This is a genomic window from Desulfogranum marinum (genome assembly GCF_963675105.2).
In the GTDB taxonomy this organism is placed as follows: Bacteria; Desulfobacterota; Desulfobulbia; order Desulfobulbales; family Desulfobulbaceae; genus Desulfogranum; species Desulfogranum marinum.
In genome coordinates this window covers 773,265-789,685 of record NZ_CAXXRO010000002.1, presented here as the reverse complement: position 1 = coordinate 789,685, position 16,421 = coordinate 773,265, and the positions used below count along the sequence as shown (strand labels likewise).

Annotated in this window: 13 protein-coding genes; 11 read left to right on the top strand and 2 right to left on the bottom strand. The window is 44.6% G+C overall.

What is annotated here, in order from left to right; translation table 11 throughout:
- Positions 1 to 38: 38 nt before the first annotated feature.
- The 6 genes from ACHZCY_RS04285 (at position 39) to ACHZCY_RS04260 (ending at position 5,955) form a co-directional block, all read left to right on the top strand.
- On the top strand, positions 39 to 1,466 hold the full coding sequence (locus tag ACHZCY_RS04285) for an Lcl C-terminal domain-containing protein (RefSeq protein WP_319547967.1): 1,428 nt from the start codon (positions 39 to 41) through the stop codon (positions 1,464 to 1,466).
- Positions 1,467 to 1,610: 144 nt separating this feature from the next.
- A complete protein-coding gene (locus tag ACHZCY_RS04280) occupies positions 1,611 to 2,054 on the top strand; it encodes an RT0821/Lpp0805 family surface protein (RefSeq protein ID WP_205224228.1) in 444 nt (147 codons plus the stop codon).
- Positions 2,055 to 2,681: 627 nt separating this feature from the next.
- Positions 2,682 to 3,440 (top strand): sulfite exporter TauE/SafE family protein, encoded by a 759-nt coding sequence (locus ACHZCY_RS04275; protein WP_205224226.1) that lies wholly within the window; start codon positions 2,682 to 2,684, stop codon positions 3,438 to 3,440.
- Positions 3,441 to 3,638: 198 nt separating this feature from the next.
- Entirely contained in the window at positions 3,639 to 4,415 is a 777-nt protein-coding gene (locus ACHZCY_RS04270) for a transporter substrate-binding domain-containing protein (protein ID WP_319547966.1), read from the top strand.
- Positions 4,416 to 4,853: 438 nt separating this feature from the next.
- Positions 4,854 to 5,315 (top strand): DUF4920 domain-containing protein, encoded by a 462-nt coding sequence (locus ACHZCY_RS04265; protein ID WP_319547965.1) that lies wholly within the window; start codon positions 4,854 to 4,856, stop codon positions 5,313 to 5,315.
- A gap of 88 nt (positions 5,316 to 5,403) precedes the next feature.
- Positions 5,404 to 5,955: a PepSY-associated TM helix domain-containing protein gene (locus tag ACHZCY_RS04260; protein WP_319547964.1), complete on the top strand. Its 552-nt coding sequence runs from the start codon at positions 5,404 to 5,406 to the stop codon at positions 5,953 to 5,955.
- Between the two features lie 306 nt (positions 5,956 to 6,261).
- Here the strand turns inward: ACHZCY_RS04260 and ACHZCY_RS04255 are convergent, their stop codons facing one another.
- On the bottom strand, positions 6,262 to 6,465 hold the full coding sequence (locus ACHZCY_RS04255; protein WP_319547963.1) for a hypothetical protein: 204 nt from the start codon (positions 6,463 to 6,465) through the stop codon (positions 6,262 to 6,264).
- A gap of 524 nt (positions 6,466 to 6,989) precedes the next feature.
- On the opposite strand from ACHZCY_RS04255, the gene ACHZCY_RS04250 reads away from it, so the two are divergent.
- The 5 genes from ACHZCY_RS04250 (at position 6,990) to ACHZCY_RS04230 (ending at position 14,229) form a co-directional block, all read left to right on the top strand.
- Complete coding sequence (locus tag ACHZCY_RS04250) at positions 6,990 to 7,925, top strand: formate/nitrite transporter family protein (protein ID WP_205224221.1); 936 nt, start codon at positions 6,990 to 6,992, stop codon at positions 7,923 to 7,925.
- A gap of 100 nt (positions 7,926 to 8,025) precedes the next feature.
- Positions 8,026 to 9,390: a DUF2254 domain-containing protein gene (locus ACHZCY_RS04245; protein WP_319547962.1), complete on the top strand. Its 1,365-nt coding sequence runs from the start codon at positions 8,026 to 8,028 to the stop codon at positions 9,388 to 9,390.
- A 21-nt stretch (positions 9,391 to 9,411) separates the two neighbouring features.
- Positions 9,412 to 11,067 carry an ABC1 kinase family protein gene (locus ACHZCY_RS04240; protein WP_319547961.1) on the top strand — a complete coding sequence of 552 codons (1,656 nt, stop codon included), beginning with the start codon at positions 9,412 to 9,414 and terminating at the stop codon, positions 11,065 to 11,067.
- A 166-nt stretch (positions 11,068 to 11,233) separates the two neighbouring features.
- On the top strand, positions 11,234 to 11,866 hold the full coding sequence (locus ACHZCY_RS04235) for a flavodoxin family protein (RefSeq protein ID WP_319547960.1): 633 nt from the start codon (positions 11,234 to 11,236) through the stop codon (positions 11,864 to 11,866).
- 248 nt (positions 11,867 to 12,114) lie between these two features.
- Positions 12,115 to 14,229, top strand: coding sequence for an LOG family protein (locus ACHZCY_RS04230; RefSeq protein ID WP_319547959.1), 2,115 nt, complete (start codon positions 12,115 to 12,117; stop codon positions 14,227 to 14,229).
- Positions 14,230 to 14,541: 312 nt separating this feature from the next.
- On the opposite strand, the gene ACHZCY_RS04225 is transcribed toward ACHZCY_RS04230, so the two are convergent.
- Positions 14,542 to 16,290: a mechanosensitive ion channel family protein gene (locus ACHZCY_RS04225; protein ID WP_319547958.1), complete on the bottom strand. Its 1,749-nt coding sequence runs from the start codon at positions 16,288 to 16,290 to the stop codon at positions 14,542 to 14,544.
- Between the last annotated feature and the right edge of the window lie 131 nt (positions 16,291 to 16,421).

Below are 16,421 nucleotides of genomic sequence, written 5' to 3'. Positions count from 1 at the left end.
GCCTTTTGGGGAAGAGCATCGTAAACAGTGAGGAGTTCATGGAAATTGTGAAAAGAAGAGGGGAAATTCAGATGAAAAATTGTACCACCATCCTGTTAGTTTTGCTGAGTCTCACGCTGGGCATCCAAACAGCGGCGGGTGCTCAATCAGGGAGTCGGCAGAGTGCTGGTTATTCGTATGGAGACCAGTGGCATAGTTCAGATTTTGCAGACCGTCTAGGCTCCCCCCCAACTGCATACAATATTCGCAATGGGAAAATGCCAAGTACTTTTCCTGTGGTCGATACCAGTCAAGACGAATGTTACGACAATGGCGTGGAGATAACATGCCCCTTTGAAAGGGAGGCCTTTTACGGTCAAGATGCTCAGTACTCGCGTCAAATGCCCAGCTACACCGACAACGGTGATGGCACGGTCACTGACAATGTTACCGGCCTGATGTGGCAACAAAGTCCTGATAGAGATGGAGATGGTGATATAGATGCTGATGATAAGGTATCGTACGTTGTCGCCGTTTTTGGAGCGGAGGAGCTTCAACTAGGTGGATACGACGATTGGCGTCTGCCGACAATCAAAGAACTCTATTCGCTGATCGATTTCCGGGGTATCGATCCCAGCGGTTACGAACAAGGGGATGGGGCATTCCTGGTGCCGTTTATTGATACCCGTTACTTTGATTTTAATTATGGTGATACCGCAGCAGGTGAGCGTATTATCGATTCCCAGTACGCTTCCAGTACCCTGTACGCTGCTAATACAGAAGGTAACAGTCAAAACAATCTTCTTTTCGGGGTGAATTTTGCCGATGGGCGAATCAAAGGATATGGCCTTACCCTATTTGGCCGCGATAAGAAATTCTTTGTTATGTATGTCCGTGGCAATGCTATTTACGGGCGGAATCAGTTTAAAGAAAACCGCAATGGTACTATCACAGATACATCGACGCAGTTGATGTGGGCAAAAGATGACAGTACCATTGGTCTCAACTGGGAGGAGGCCTTGAGCTGGGTAGAAGAAATGAATGCTCTCCATTATATGGGGTACAATGATTGGCGTTTGCCCAATGTAAAAGAGCTGCAAGGAATTGTTGATTATACTCGTTCTCCGGATGCTACCGATTCAGCGGCTATTGATCCGATTTTTAATGCCACCAGTATTACTAATGAGGCGGGGCAACCAGACTACCCCTGCTACTGGAGCAGCACTACCCATGCCAACTGGACCGACAGTCCCGGTTCGCATGGGGCCTACGTAGCTTTTGGCAGGGCAATGGGATATATGAATACGCTTGATGAAACTACGGAAGAAATGGTCAGCGGCTGGGTTGATGTTCATGGTGCCGGAGCCCAGCGCAGTGATCCTAAAGTGGGCAACCCTGATGATTTTCCAGAAGGGTACGGGCCCCAGGGAGACGCTATCCGTATATACAACTATGTCCGTCTGGTACGCGATGTAAGCAGTCGTTAATTTTTGAAAAAATAGGATTCATCCATTCTAAAGTCGCAGCACTTGTTCACCAAAGGGCTGACCATGTCAATACTTGTGAGTGTAAGTTACTCGAGCCGTGGCTGACACTCTCAAGATATCAACCAACTGAGGAGGAAAAGTACCATGAGGCATATCACTGTTACCGCAATTGTTGTATTGACCTTGCTATCAGGTTGTGCAAATTTGAATAAAGCCCAAACAGGGGCTGTCGGCGGAGCTGCCGGTGGTGCTCTTATTGGGCAGATGATCGGCCATAACACCGAGGCCACTTTGATAGGTGCAGCTGTGGGAACTATGCTCGGTTATATCGTCGGCAATGAAATGGATAAATACGATAAGCAACAATTAAACCACGTGTATGAGCGCGGAGCTTCAAACCAACAGTCATCATGGATTAACCCTGACACAGGCAACCAGTACGCCGTCACTCCGCAACCGGCTTTTAAAAATCCGACAACTGACCAAATCTGCAGGAAGGCGGAAATTAGTGCAATTATTGACGGTAAAAAGCAAAAAACGTATACCACTGCCTGTCGTGATGCTAATGGTCAGTGGCAATTGCAATAAAGGAGTTTGAGCAGCACTGAGTAGTTATCCTCAATTATTGGTCTCAGCACAGAGAGGTATCTTGCCTCTCTGGGTTATTTCCCGCCTCACAAACAATGTAACTACTCAAAGGTCACCACTGAGTCTCCCGTTGGTCGCATGCTTCTTTGTACAATCACGCTTTTTCGCATAGGTAGGCTACCGGAGCATTCGTTTACCCAAATCAGGCAACCTCTGAGCAGTTAAAAATCGAGGCATGGAAAACGAGGAGTTGCTACCAATGTGAGTAGTTTACAAATATCCATTACGCTTATCTATCTATAAATATCGAATTTTGACCTCAGAGCAAGATGGTAGTTTCTCTCTTGATAATGTTGCCGTCCGAGCGGGTCTTACCTTTACTTTTTGATTTAAAACGAAAAACAGACTGTTATTTGTACAATTGCTTTTTAAGTAATAATATCAAATAATTGAGTTTGAAACCAAAAAGTTCATGAGAAATTCGGGCCAAGCACCTTTCTTGATATCAAAAAAAGCTCTTTCAATGGTATGCAGGTTGGCTGTGTTCTGGTACTTTTATGTAGTCCTCCTATCAGTAAGTTCGACTAAAATAGTAGCTCCCGCTTTTCTTGAAAAAGAGATAGATCTATGACATCTATTGCCTCGGTTGAGACCCTGTTGCTTCTCTTTGTTTCTTTTTTAGTGGGGGGGCTGGTGAAGGGCATCATAGGAACCGGGCTCCCTACAATCGCTCTGGCCCTTTTGACAGCAACCATTGGCATAAAAGAAGGGATGGCTATAATTTTGTTACCTTCCATCCTGACGAATATTCAACAGGGCGTCTTTGGGGGGTATTTTAAGGCCATTGTTTTCAGGAGCTGGTCTTTTTTTCTGGCAACTTTCTGTACTATCTGGCTAGGGGCATTTCTTCTGCAAAGAGTAGATGTTTCATGGCTTTCAGCTTTGTTGGGATGCATCCTTTTCCTGTATGCCCTTTTTGGCCTGTCTTCCAAGGAGTTGAAGCCTCCTGGTCAGGCTGAGCAATGGCTTAATCCATTAATTGGAGCTATAAACGGCCTGCTCACGGGTATGACGGGCTCAGCTATTGTTCCCGGGGTGCTCTATTTGCAGAGTCTTGCTATGGAGAGGGAGAAATTGATCCAAACGATGGGGCTGGTTTTTCTGGTCTCGACCATTACCCTTGCCTTTGCCTTGCAAAAAAACAAATTGCTTACCGGAGAGTTGCTTTTGCTATCAGCAATTTCATTTTTGCCTGCCTACTTGGGTATGCTGATAGGCAACCGACTGCGGAGAAACATTTCAGAACAGCTTTTTCGCAAACTTTTTTTCTCTTTTATGCTCCTGTTGGGTTGTTATATCGTTGCTCGATCCTTTTTCACACATTGATGAGCACCTGCATCGCATTATTCCACACCAGCTTTACCCATTTTGCAATTTGTTCAGACAAGATCTATAAATTTTCAATTTACCCCATTTTGTAATATTTTTTCTGTTGATTTGTTGATTGTAATTCTGCAGGTAGAGTGTATCCTGGGAAATAATGGCTGACGTTGTTTGGATAAAACCTAATTATCGGAGGTAATCATGAGCAGAGTGGTATCGTTTTTAATGTGTTGTGTCTTGGTAGCTATAACAGCGAATTTTGCATATGCTCGTAGTCTTGATGAAATACTCTCGACAGGTGTTTTGAAAGTCGGAACCACCGGCGATTATAAACCTTTTTCTTTTAACAACGCTGGAAACTACGAAGGTTTTGATATTGCCGTAGCAAAGAGTTTTGCCTCTAAACTGGGGGTAAAGCTTGAGTTGATTAAAACCTCTTGGCCGACACTGATGGGTGATTTGAAAGAGGGGAAATATGATATCGGAATGAGTGGTATTACGCGAACAGTCACCAGGCAGAAAGAGGCTCGATTTTCTCAAGGATATGTAATGTTTGGCAAAACCCCTTTAGTTGCAGCGAGTAATGCAGAAAAGTACGCATCACTGGCGGACATAGACCAAAAAGGGGTCAAGATAGGCGTGAATCCTGGTGGTACCAATGAAAAGTTTGTGAAGGCAAATATTCATAATGCGGAGGTGATTCTTTATGAATCCAACCTTGCGATTCCCGAAGCGGTTGCTGCTCAAGAAGTGGATGTGATGATCACCGACAGTGTAGAGGCGCTTTATTATGCCGCTATAGACGCAAAGCTGAGCGCTCCTCTGGCAGATAAACCTTTCACCCGCGCTGAACTTGGTTATCTCATGTCGGCTGGCGCCGAACGTTTGCAGGATACGGTTAATTTTATGATGGACCAGATGATCCTGAAAGGTGAGATGGCAACCTTGAAAAAGGAATATTTGCATATGGCCGAATAACGCAATTCGTGCACTATCAACCCGGATTTCTCATGAGCATTTTGTCATTTTTAGAAAAATTGGTAATTCCAGACTCCTGTTATTAAAACCAATCAGATATAAAAGTAGCAAAATGCTCACCAAAAGTCAGTCCATGCGGTACCATCTTCTTCACTATTTTAACAGTAAAAGGAAAACGTAGATTCCGATAGCCGGTTATCGGAATCTCAGCACAGCTCCCAGGGTTAGCTTGGGCCTAGGCAGTTCCATTATTGCTCGACCAATTTTTACAACTCGATAAACACTTGCGGTGGACTACTCGACACCGGTGTTGTGTGCTCTGTCGAGGGCTGTTTTGGGTTGATTGCGGGTAAGTTCGCCTATTGACTGAATTCGCACTTTGTGGTACACGGTTTCATTTAAATCAATCCAAAAAAATAATAATAATGGGGCACTATTATGTCTAAAATCTTGTCTTTTTTGTTCGTCACTCTCCTTTTTTCTCCGTCTGTATATGCACAAGAACTCCAGTTGGGGGATCCAATAACCCTGACAGAGGTTACCAAAGTCTCTGAAATTAATGCACACCCCGAAAAATACAAAGGGAAGAAAGTTTTGATTGAAGGAATGATAATTAATGTTTGCGCTGCCCGCGGATGTTGGATGGATATTGCCAGTGATGTGCCTTTTGAAAAGATTCAAGTAAAAGTAGTTGATGGTGAAATTGTCTTTCCCATGGAAGCCAAAGGACGTACCGCAAAAGTAGAGGGAATTGCCGAAGAGCTCAAACTCTCTAGAGAACAGGCAATTGCCATGGGCAAGCACCGAGCCGAGGAGCAGGGGGGGGAATTTGATCCTTCCAGTATAACCGGTCCTGTAAGTTTCCTTCGTATTCGGGGCTTGGGTGCTGTTATACAATAAAGCAGCCTAAAATTAAAAAAATGCCTTTCTCTCGAACCCTTCGTTTAAATTAAAGAGTTAAGCTTTTTTACTCTACCTAGGTTGACCCATGCGTTGGCGAAAATGGAATTTTATTCTTCACAGAGATATCGGCTATCTTTGTATCGGCCTGACCCTGATATATGCCATAAGCGGGGTAGCGGTTAATCACACCTCTCATAGTTTCAATCCCAGTTACACCATTGAAAAAAGTGCTGCCACTGTGTCAAAGCTTGAGGATGGTAAACAACCGGATAGAGAGTATGTGAATCAGGTGTTGGCTGAGCTCGGGGAAACCGGCACTTTTAAAAATGTTGCCATGCTTAATCCCAGTACCATGCGAATTTTTGTTGAAGGTAACAGCATTGATGTAACCCTTGCAACAGGGGCAGTAATCCAAGAAAAAATTGCCCGAAAACCAGGTCTGTTTGAGATGAACTACCTACATCTGAATAAACACAAAAAAACCTGGACCTTGATCGCAGACATCTACGCCATTGCTCTGGGACTCCTTGCTGTAACAGGCTTGTTAATGATAAGGGGGAAAAATAAACTCCGTGGTATTCTTCTTACTTCTGCAGGTATTGCGTTACCCTTGCTCTTTCTGTTTGCGGTTCTTTAAAAGGGCATGTGCAAGCCGATTGTTGCACTCGTTTTTTGTCTCTGTATGGAGCCTGCAGAGCAGCCACAAACAGAGGGGAAATACTAGAGAACGGCTTTTTCGATAACGTGTTTATTCTTTACAGAGGTCAAGGTAACAGCCCCCCCTGTTACCGGCCTGATTTGCGCGAGTTTTGATAAAGCAAAGAACATCACTGGGGTGCACAAGACGCACTGCAGACTCCGTATACAGCCGGCATATGACAAGCAGCAGGCAGGTCGAGAGGTATTTTCCATGGCCTGCCTTTTAACAGTGTTCACCAACCCGTTAAAGAAGGAGCTGGATAAGCTGCCATAAGATCAAAATTGCAGCCGCTATCAAGAGCAGTATCTTAACCACTCCTGCCCACCTCGGATTGACAGCCGATGGCATTTCTTCTTTGTAATCATGACAGACATGACCTGGAGAAGAGTCCTCTGGTTTGCCCATGAACAAAATCAGGTCCAGCCATTTCTTCAATTTCTCGCGCATCACATCCTCCCTCGCAGACATCTTGCGGGTATTTATGAGTACACTATTTCTTACGCAATATAGAGACCATCCAGCATAATTGCCTTATTGTCCACTCCCTCGGATTCAGCCCGGATTTTCCGTCATTTCAGGCGGTACCAGGTGTAGTGTTTTTGTTAGTGTCTAGATTGTTATGCTCAAAAAAATATCCTCAGAGGTAAGCTAAGACTCGAGCATGGATTATATGACTAAGGAGATCTTTTTGAGCATGCCTTAATCTCGTGCGAAAATATAATTATTAAATATATACTATATTATAAGACTCCTCGACGGGTGAGGGTAATGAAATCGTTACCATTTCTTTGCATGGGGCATTGGAGGGTAGGGTCGAAAGCGCCGGGATAAACCTGTCGCCTGAATTCAGGATTACCTTTGTTTTTCCTCCAAGTGGAATTTTTTATTTGATAAGCTATATCATCTACCTCCATATCATGGCACAATGGGGCAACTTATAATATCAATGAGAGGAAAAGGGCGATTGTACAATGGCAGAAATAAAGAATAATCATGGAGCTGAAAGCCGGCCTGCTTCCGGACGTTCAGATGAAGATATTGAGCAATCTACTGAGGAAGTCTATACAGAGCGAGGGCTAGAGCGGAAAAACGAAGACGAAAAATATGTTCCGGTTATCATAAAGCGGAGCGATGAAACAGTCCGTCACCCTGATGATGTGCTTGAGAAGGCAATAGGTGAAGGCCTTGAACAAGTGGAGCGGCCATTTTGGTCACTGTTGTTATCTTCGATTGGCGCCGGCCTGATTCTGGGGTTCACCGCTATGGCAGTGGCTGTCATGGCTACTCTTACCAGTGAGTTGAATGCATCGCAATTCTTAAGAATCTCCATGGCTCTTGTTTATCCATTGGGTTTTATTATATGCATAATGAGCGGGACCCAACTTTTTACCGAGCATACAGCCACTGCGGTATATCCTTTATTTGCTAAAAAGATCACCATGAAACGACTTGTGAGGTTATGGCTGGTTGTTATCTTTGGTAATTTAATAGGGGCGCTTGGTAGCGCAGGCCTTCTGACACTTGCCGACAAGGTGATAATGGCCCGGGAGGGGTATATCCTGATTGGTCATCATCTGGTGCACCAGGATAACCTGACCCTCCTTGTCAGCGCTTTGCTGGCAGGCTGGTTGATGGCTTTGGGCGGATGGCTTGTTCTGGTAACCTCTCCTGCATTAAGCCAGATTGTTTGCATCTATATTGTTACTTTTCTTATCGGCCTGGGGGGACTCCATCATTCAATAGCCGGGTCTGTCGAGATGTTTACTGTTTTAATGGTCAGTGATGAGTACCATATATTGCAGGGATTGAAATTTATCGGGCTTGCCCTGGTCGGTAACCTGATAGGCGGAAGTATTTTTGTTGCCGGTTTTAATTACAGCCACATACGTAGAACTCAGCAGGTGTAACCCCTCTTTCTCTATCCAAAGATTGGCATGGGATGATGGCGTCGTAAAAAGTCCGATCTACTAACAACAATATATCAATTTGTTTAACTATTTGAAAAATATGAGAAAAATAAGACTGTTTAATATGTGGTATGATATCAAAAGCAGCTTTTGGTTCATCCCCCTATTGATGATATTTTCTTCATTTATTTTTTCTCTTTTCACCCTTTTTATTGATCAGGTTTTATACAAGGAGGAGCTTTTCCAAAGCTACGAATACACGCAAAATATTCTAAAGTATTTTGTTTTTGTCGGTGCGGATGGCGCCCGGTCGGTGTTAACGACTGTTTCCGGGTCGATGATCACGGTCGCCGGTGTTACTTTTTCCATAACAATCGTTTCGTTAACGATGGCTGCTTCTCAGTTTGGTTCCAGGCTGTTAGTAAATTTTATGCAGGATAAAAGCACACAGTTCGTACTTGGTACCTTTGTGTCCACATATGTGTATTGCCTGCTTGTACTCAGGTCGGTTCATTCCGATTACGAGAACCTATTTGTGCCTACATTTTCAGTCAATTGCGCCGTGCTGTTGGCTTTTTTCAACGTTGGCGTCCTGGTTTTTTTCATTCATCATATTTCCATTTCCATCAAGGCTGAGTGTGTTATCGATTCCGTCTACAAACAACTCAAATTGGACATTGATCGCATGTTTATCGACGGCGATCATGAAAAAAGCGATGACGATTCCATTAAGCAAACTGATTTCAATAGCCCTGAACTAGCTGCAGAGTACCCGGCAAAAAGTGCTATGTATTCCCCAAAAACAGGTTATCTGCAAGCGATCGACTACGATAAGCTGATGGAGTTGTCTGTCGAAAAGGACTTGGTCGTGCAACTGGAAACAAAGGCAGGCGACTATTTTGTTCCCGGCTTCCCGGTGGCGACCATAAGGAGTAAATCTAGAATCCAGGGCGAATTTGTGACGGGGTTGAGCGACGTTTTTCTTTGCGGTCACCAGAGGACGGGAGAACAGGACATTGAGTCCGGGATCCATCAGCTGGTAGAGATCGCGGTCAGGTCGCTTTCACCAGGCATAAACGACCCGTTCACAGCGATAAGCTGTATAGACTGTCTGAGTTCGGTTTTTACCATATTGGCGCAAAAACGGCCTCCAGCAGCGTGGCATCATGATGCCGAAGGGTGCCTGAGGGTACTCGCCAAACCAGTTGAATACAGCATGTTACTGGAGGCTGCTTTCAATCAAATACGTCAAAACAGCAAAACAAGTGTCGCGGTAACCATCAGGTTGATGGATGCTTATCATCGTATTGCATTTTCCCTTAAAGACGTTGCAAATAAAGCAGTCTTGCGAAGGCATGTGGAAATGTTGCTGGCTGCCGGCGCATGCAATATAGACTGTGAGCATGATATGCAGGATCTCAAGAGGAGATACGATGACTGCATTGATTTGCTTGATATTACATAACCCTATTTCTTGAGTGTATACATGGTTAAATTTGAAGACTTAAAGAAGCTGAAGAGATTTAATGAAATTGCGGCAGTACTGGCGAAGTACGGTTTTGATGAAATTATCGATCGCTTCGAACTCAATGGTTCAGTGCTGTTGCAGAAGATCAATCCTATTAAAGAAGATCTGGGTGTCTTTGAGCGTATCAGGCTGTCTATCGAAGAACTTGGGCCTACTTTTATAAAATTCGGCCAAATAATGAGTCTTAGACCGGACCTGTTGCCGGGAAAACTGCTTCATGAATTGGAGAAACTGCAGGATAATGTCCCGGCAGTTGATTTCAATGAGATTGAAAAGGAAATTATTGCGTGCATAGGAGGGCCTTTAAACAAGCATTTTTCTCAGTTTCATATCGAACCGGTAGCTGCCGCATCTCTCTCTCAGGTCCATGTTGGCGTATTGTTGAGTAATGGCGATAAAGTTGCTGTAAAAGTACAGCGCCCCGGAGTCGAGGAGAATGTCCACTCGGATCTGGATCTTTTAAAATCTATCGCATCTTTTATTGATCAGCAATTTGATGATTTGAAATGTTATGATTTTCCGGGGTTGGTTGAAACAATCAGGTATACTCTTTTAAGAGAACTCGATTTCAACAATGAAGTCAGCAATATGAGTATTGCCCGTGCTCATTTGGAGAACCGGAAGGTGTATATCCCCAAAGTATACGAGGAATACTGTTCAAAGACTCTTTTGGTGATGGAATATTATGAGGGCAAAAGGTTTACGGAAATTTTATCGTGCAGTGATGATGACAGAAAAAAAGTTGCCCAAAACGGACTCTACGCAGCGACAAAGCAAATTTTGGAGGATGGTTTTTTTCACGCGGATCCGCATCCCGGTAATCTGTTAATCGGCGACGGCATGCAGCTTTGCTTCATTGATTGGGGGATGACAGGCAGGCTTACGGAGCAGGAGCGGTTGTCGTTAATTGAGCTGCTTGGTTCCATAGTTGATAAGGATGTAGGAAAACTGACAGATTCATTCTTGCGAATATGTAGAAAACAGGAGAGAGCTGACGGGGAAAGAGATATTGAAAGAGCCTTGGCCGAATTGCTGGACAGGTATCATTCAATCCCAATATACAAAATGAATATTGGTGATTTTTTATTTGGTATCCTTACGCTTTTGCGCGACCACCGTCTAAGCTTGCCGATTGAATATAGCATCATGATAAAGGCATTGATCACTGCTGACGGTACGGCACGGATCGCATATCCCAAATTAAATGTCGTTGATGAAATTAAAGGGCAGGTGGAGGCGATTTCCCGAAAAAGATATTCCCCTGAAAATATATGGAAAAGTGTCAACAGGTCGTTTGCCCGTTTTATCGCATTTAAAAGAGACTTACCTGAGAAATTCGTTAAGATCATCGAAAAAATAGAAAGTGATGATATTGGAGTTACTTTTAAATTAGATAAACTGGAACGAATAATAAATACCCTGGAAAATGCTTCTAATCGGCTGACGATTGGTATCGTCACAGGTTCGATTATAATCGGATCATCCATGATAATAACAACAGGCGTTAAACCCTTTCTGTTCGGTTTTCCGGCCTTGGGAGTTGTCGGCTATTTAATCTCGGTGGTCCTTGGCCTCTGGATTGTGGTTACAATTATCAGAAACAGGAAATACTAGTTGCTACGCACGGGGGGGTGATTACTCCTTGAGGTATTATACCTAAAACCTGTAATTGCTTACAGGTGCCATCCGTAGGGTGCCTGTGAGTAGTCACTAATATTTTTCTCAAAACAGCATCCGACCAGAACTTCAGGAATCCCCTTCTGATAATTGCAGCGACGGATTGCAACAAAACTTTATCCCAGACATGCAGACAACAAAAAAAATATTGGCTATCAATGGTTCCTACCGGGAGGGTGGTATTACCGATCAAACTCTGGAGGAGTTTGTCCTGCTAAACGAGCGGTACAACGCAGAAGTCGAAGTGGTATATTTGCGCGACTATCCCATTGAATTTTGTCGAAACTGTCGTGACTGCTGCCAGATGCCGGGCGAAAATCCAGGGAAATGCGTACTTGAAGACGGCATGGCCTCACTTGTCGAAAAGCTAGAGCTAGCTGACGGGTACATTCTTGCATCACCCACAAATTTTTACACAGTCACGGCCCTCTACAAGAGATTCCTGGAAAGACTTATCCCTTACGGCTACTGGCCCTGGGATATGAATGCGCCTGAAAATAGGAAAAAGAAAAGTACAGGCAAAAAAGCTGTACTCGTTTCTTCCTGCGCAGCCCCTGGATTTATGGGCAAGGTGGTCTACGGCACCCGTAGACAATTGAAGTTGACGGCAAAAACCATAGGCGCAGAGGTTGTCGGCACCATTTTTACCGGTCTTATCAGTAAACAGGCCAATGCAAGTCTTCCTGATAAATCGCGGAAAAAGGTTGCAAAACTGATGACTGCTTTGCTCGACTGAAGTACACTCCTTCTTTTGCCTGCCAAACCAAATCACAATGTACAACCCTGCAAAAATTTTATTCATTGGGTGCAGCTGCTGCACTGGCGATTGAGTTGGTGACGGCTTAGAGTCCGGGGCCTAGGTAAAGTATTTATTGGCAAAAACGTGCTTATAGCAGGAGCAAATTGAGAAGCAGCAACCTGCTCCGCTCCGGAACGTAAAACGGTTCAGGAAATAAATTACATCACACTTTTAACACAGTTGCCATGAAAATAGCGCAAATCGTCAGTTCAGACGGACATATCAGTGAAATACCGGGTAAGCTCGAAGGGGGCGACATCCTGCAAGCACGTTTTTCCTTTGTCGATGTATCTGATTATATATGTGGTGCCCTCCAGGAGCAGAAACCTTTTCTTTTTTCGGCTCGGAGTGGAAACACCCAGCTTGGAATCAAGACCGACCTGCTTTCCCCTGATACCCTGCCGCAGATCAATGGCAGAGAGGTACACCTGGACGGTAAGGTGGAAAATCTCAATCCACTGCTCGGCGACGTACTTGGTCAGTTTAAGATAGGAGATGAAATAGGCCGGCTGGTGGTTATGGACCCTGAACTGCGCATCCATGATGTTCGCCATTACCTGCACAAAAGGCTTTTTGTAGGACGAAGCAGCGGCAAGGGACGCTATGACGGTTTTCAGATCAAACGGGAGAGGGATTCGCTCACCGGCAAGGAAAGCGACTATATCCTTGCTGATCTCGAACCCTATCAATACTGTTTCGAATCCGACGCCATTAATGAATCCAGCGTCAATGAAGTGATCAAGAAAGGGCGGATGGCCCTGACAAAAATCCGCTCACGTGTGCCTCTGGACCTGCACAAGGCCACGCTCAGTCCTGGGAACCTCTTTATCGGTGCGATCAAGATATCGCTTGGAGACATCTACGGTATTATAGATGCCGTGACTGAACCTGAAACGAATGGTATAGAACACTTGCCTGCCAGGGTTCTGGATCCATTCAGGACATTTCGTGACCGCCAGGTTGAGCTTTTTCACTTTGGCAAAGAAAAAGTTCCGCTGCACCAGGTAAAGGTGAGAGTTCGCTTTTTCAGAGCCGAAAATCCGTTGACCGTCCCGCTTTCCAAGCACAAGGTCAAGTATGGTTATCGACTCTACGATCTGCTCACCACCGGCGATGTCAGCAGCTTGTTTGACTTCGTTGAAGACGATTCGCTTGGTATGATTCTCAACAAAAATAATTTTTCCCAAATTGCCAATGCCAAAGATGCTTTGGGGCGGGCACAGCTGGAAATCATTCGCAACGCAGTCCAGAAAAGCACCATTCGTCACCCCGAAAACATCCAGCTAACGGAAAGACACAGCGACTTTGCGCAAACCCTGGAAAAACTTTCCGTGCTCGGGGGGATTAACAGCAGGGTATTTATCGGTGACAGGTTTCCTTCCACCGAAGTGATTGACACCCTACGTAGAAGCGGAGTCAGGACTTTTCTTATCAATATGGAAGACCCGGCATTTGCAGACGACTACATCAAACAAATGCTCAAACTGACCCACGCGGCCACTTCAGGCTGTGAATTTCTTCGTTATGATGCAGCCACGGACAAGCTTTACTCTTTTTATCACGGCTGCTTCATGGAACCGGATGACCGAGAGCGTTTTGATTTGGTCAGGTACTGGTTTGCTTTCTACGGTTCCCACACCAACGAGGCGGACAACCGCTTGACCATTGACCTGATCAACAAGCTGGCCTTGTCCTTCGGTAACGAGATGGGGATTGTTCACGGCGGGGGACCGGGTCTGATGAAGGAGGCCAATGACCTTGCCAGGCAGCACAATATCATGAGCATCGGGGTGGCCATCAACCTGGAAGGTGAACAACAGACTTCGCTCACCACCTGTGACGGCCTGATCAAGTACAGAGAAGGGCTCCGTCTTTCTCGCCAGGACCACCTGCAGAAACTGAGCAATCTCCCTGTCATCAACACAGGCGGCTACGGCACTGCTGAGGAGTTGTGCATCACCATCACTTCAATGAAAATTCATGAAAATCCCCTTGCGCCCATCATCCTGCTGGACCAGGATAACCTATGGGGCCACACCCAGCAGCAGGTGGCTGCAATTGCAGGAAAAAACTATGGTCCGGCATTTGTTCCATACCTGGTCAAGTCATGCCGCGATGCCGATACCGCTCATGCCGAGCTGCTGCGATTCTGCCAAAATCCGGATGCGTGGTACGAGGAAAATCACATTACCGCCTCCAGTGTAGAGCGAGCTAGGAACAAATCAGAACGAATCAGAAAAAACATGTTCAACCAGGACAGTATCGAGGTTTTCAATACCCCGTATCAAAACACAAAATAGATCATAGAACCTGCTCCACTTGCAGCAGAAGGAAAACACTTATGCCGATGGCGTAGGAATAGTAACTCATCTTGTCGGATTGCGGGCGTATCTTATAGCTATTTTCATTTTCACTGTTTGCCGATTTTTCCCCAAACTAAAATCCCCCCCTTACTATTTTTCTATTATGTTTTGCTATCATTGCATTTTTTATGGTTTTGTTAATGGATAGCTGGGGCGTTTATAATCGTCGCAGCAAGGCAACCAAACGGTAATGGAATGAAAGCATAACCAAACCTATCGTCGCGTCGTAAACGTTCAGGTGAAATATTCTTATGAGGTAGAGTCTGTATGATAAATGTGAACATCCCGCTGTGGGTATGGGATGGAGATACCCTCTTCGTCCAACCGTTTTTTAACTGTTCTGGTTATGTCCCAATACACGGTCCAGTAGTCCTCGCTCATGACCCAGGGGCGAACAATAAAATCCACAGATGATTCACCAAGGGTGTGGAGTTTGATGACGGATTCCGGACGAGTGAGCACTAGTTCATGACCATCTAAAATTTCCTGAAATATTCGCTCTGCCTGATCAATATCAGCTTCATAGGCAATTCCAAATACGAGGTCAACCCTTCGAACTCTTTCTGAGTGGACGTTACGGATAATGTTACCCCAAATTTTGTTATTGGGTACAATAAGCTTTTGGTTGTCAAAGGTTAGAATAATGCTGGAGACCAAGTTCATGCTCTGCACTTTACCGCTTACTTCCGGAACCTCGATGACGTCACCGACATCAAATGGCTGATACATAAGGATCATCACCCCGGAAGCAAAATTGGACAAAACATCCTGTAAGGCAAAACCAATAATAAACCCTGCAATACCAAGGCCTGCGAGAAGTGGCCCTATTTTAACTCCCAGTTGGGACAAGGCCACCAATACTCCTAATACCATGACGATCTTGCCGGACATGGAAACCAGAAAATTACCGGCAAGTTGTGACATCCTCGAATTTTTAGCTATAAATACCCTCTTCAACAGACGTTTAGTCAACCACGCCAGCACCTTAAAAAAGGCCAGTATAAACAATACAAAGAGCAGGTTTAAGGAAAGCCTCAGGCCATTTTCTTGAAGCCAAATTTTCGCGTCACTCATGGTGTGAGAGAACAGGGAAAAAGCAACCTGTTTATCAAAAATTTCAGTTGATATTTGCCCGGTAGCTTTGATCAGGAGTTCGCTGTATTCAAGTGCATCGATTTCTCGCTTATGAAGAAGCTTAACCAGCGCTGTCAGGCTGTCTGTAAGTCCTTCCTTGAATTCTTCCAGGGCCAATATTTTGGTATTAAGTTTTTCCTTGTCGCCTTCAGCAGCAGTTTTATACTGTTCGTGCAAGTCAGATAACGTATTGAGTACCAGTTTGATTTCACTGGAAACCGTCAATGATCGTTGCTTTAATAGGTTGTCAAGCACCGCCAGATCATCGGTAACAGAGAGTTCAAGCAGTTCCAGCCGTTGCGCATTCTCATATAAGTCTTTCAATAAAGCATCGTAGATCCCGTAGTAATTACTGATCTCCTGTTTTCTGGCAAAGAGCTGCAACGAATCAAGATTTTTCTGGTCTTTGACCAGGGATGCAATATGATTATTTGCATAGGTTAATTCACGTTGGATGATCTTGGATTCTTCTTGCAACAGAGATTTTATTTGAGGAAGGATGTAAGGCTTGAGGGTATTTTTCTTCTTTTCTTCGGCGATGTGATTGAGTACATCCCCAAATATCTTTCGCAGTTGTATCTCTGTTTCACGCACTTGCATGCCCAAGGCCAATTGTTGCTCACCTGTTAACCTTTTCATCTCCTTGCGCATTACTGTAAGTTTCGTTTTGAATTCCTTTATTTCAGCAAAAAAACGTTCATCTATGGAAGGTTCTTTTTCTTGACTCGCTTCCGCTTTTGCGGCCTTGGATAGCGCTGACTCCTCGACCGTTGCTGCGTGTACTGTCTGGAAGGAGGAGAAACAGAGAAGAAAAAACCCTAAAATAAGAGGCCGCACGGGCAATGAGTAAAATTGCATAGTCATCAAGGTCTGTAGGTTCGAATGAAAAAAGATGATGTATTAATATAAGCCTTTCTACCTAAATCTTGCATGTCAAACATGACAAAAATACTTTTAATTATGTTTTTTCAGACTGTTGTCGGTTTTATCAACAA

Excerpts from the sequence above, each read along its gene's own strand:
- ACHZCY_RS04240 (WP_319547961.1), top strand. The coding sequence starts at position 9,412 with ATGGTTAAATTTGAAGACTTAAAGAAGCTGAAGAGATTTAATGAAATT.
- ACHZCY_RS04225 (WP_319547958.1), bottom strand. The coding sequence starts at position 16,290 with ATGACTATGCAATTTTACTCATTGCCCGTGCGGCCTCTTATTTTAGGG.
- ACHZCY_RS04255 (WP_319547963.1), bottom strand. The coding sequence starts at position 6,465 with ATGCGCGAGAAATTGAAGAAATGGCTGGACCTGATTTTGTTCATGGGC.
- ACHZCY_RS04260 (WP_319547964.1), top strand. The coding sequence starts at position 5,404 with ATGCGTTGGCGAAAATGGAATTTTATTCTTCACAGAGATATCGGCTAT.
- ACHZCY_RS04275 (WP_205224226.1), top strand. The coding sequence starts at position 2,682 with ATGACATCTATTGCCTCGGTTGAGACCCTGTTGCTTCTCTTTGTTTCT.
- ACHZCY_RS04245 (WP_319547962.1), top strand. The coding sequence starts at position 8,026 with ATGAGAAAAATAAGACTGTTTAATATGTGGTATGATATCAAAAGCAGC.
- ACHZCY_RS04280 (WP_205224228.1), top strand. The coding sequence starts at position 1,611 with ATGAGGCATATCACTGTTACCGCAATTGTTGTATTGACCTTGCTATCA.
- ACHZCY_RS04230 (WP_319547959.1), top strand. The coding sequence starts at position 12,115 with ATGAAAATAGCGCAAATCGTCAGTTCAGACGGACATATCAGTGAAATA.
- ACHZCY_RS04285 (WP_319547967.1), top strand. The coding sequence starts at position 39 with ATGGAAATTGTGAAAAGAAGAGGGGAAATTCAGATGAAAAATTGTACC.
- ACHZCY_RS04250 (WP_205224221.1), top strand. The coding sequence starts at position 6,990 with ATGGCAGAAATAAAGAATAATCATGGAGCTGAAAGCCGGCCTGCTTCC.
- ACHZCY_RS04270 (WP_319547966.1), top strand. The coding sequence starts at position 3,639 with ATGAGCAGAGTGGTATCGTTTTTAATGTGTTGTGTCTTGGTAGCTATA.
- ACHZCY_RS04265 (WP_319547965.1), top strand. The coding sequence starts at position 4,854 with ATGTCTAAAATCTTGTCTTTTTTGTTCGTCACTCTCCTTTTTTCTCCG.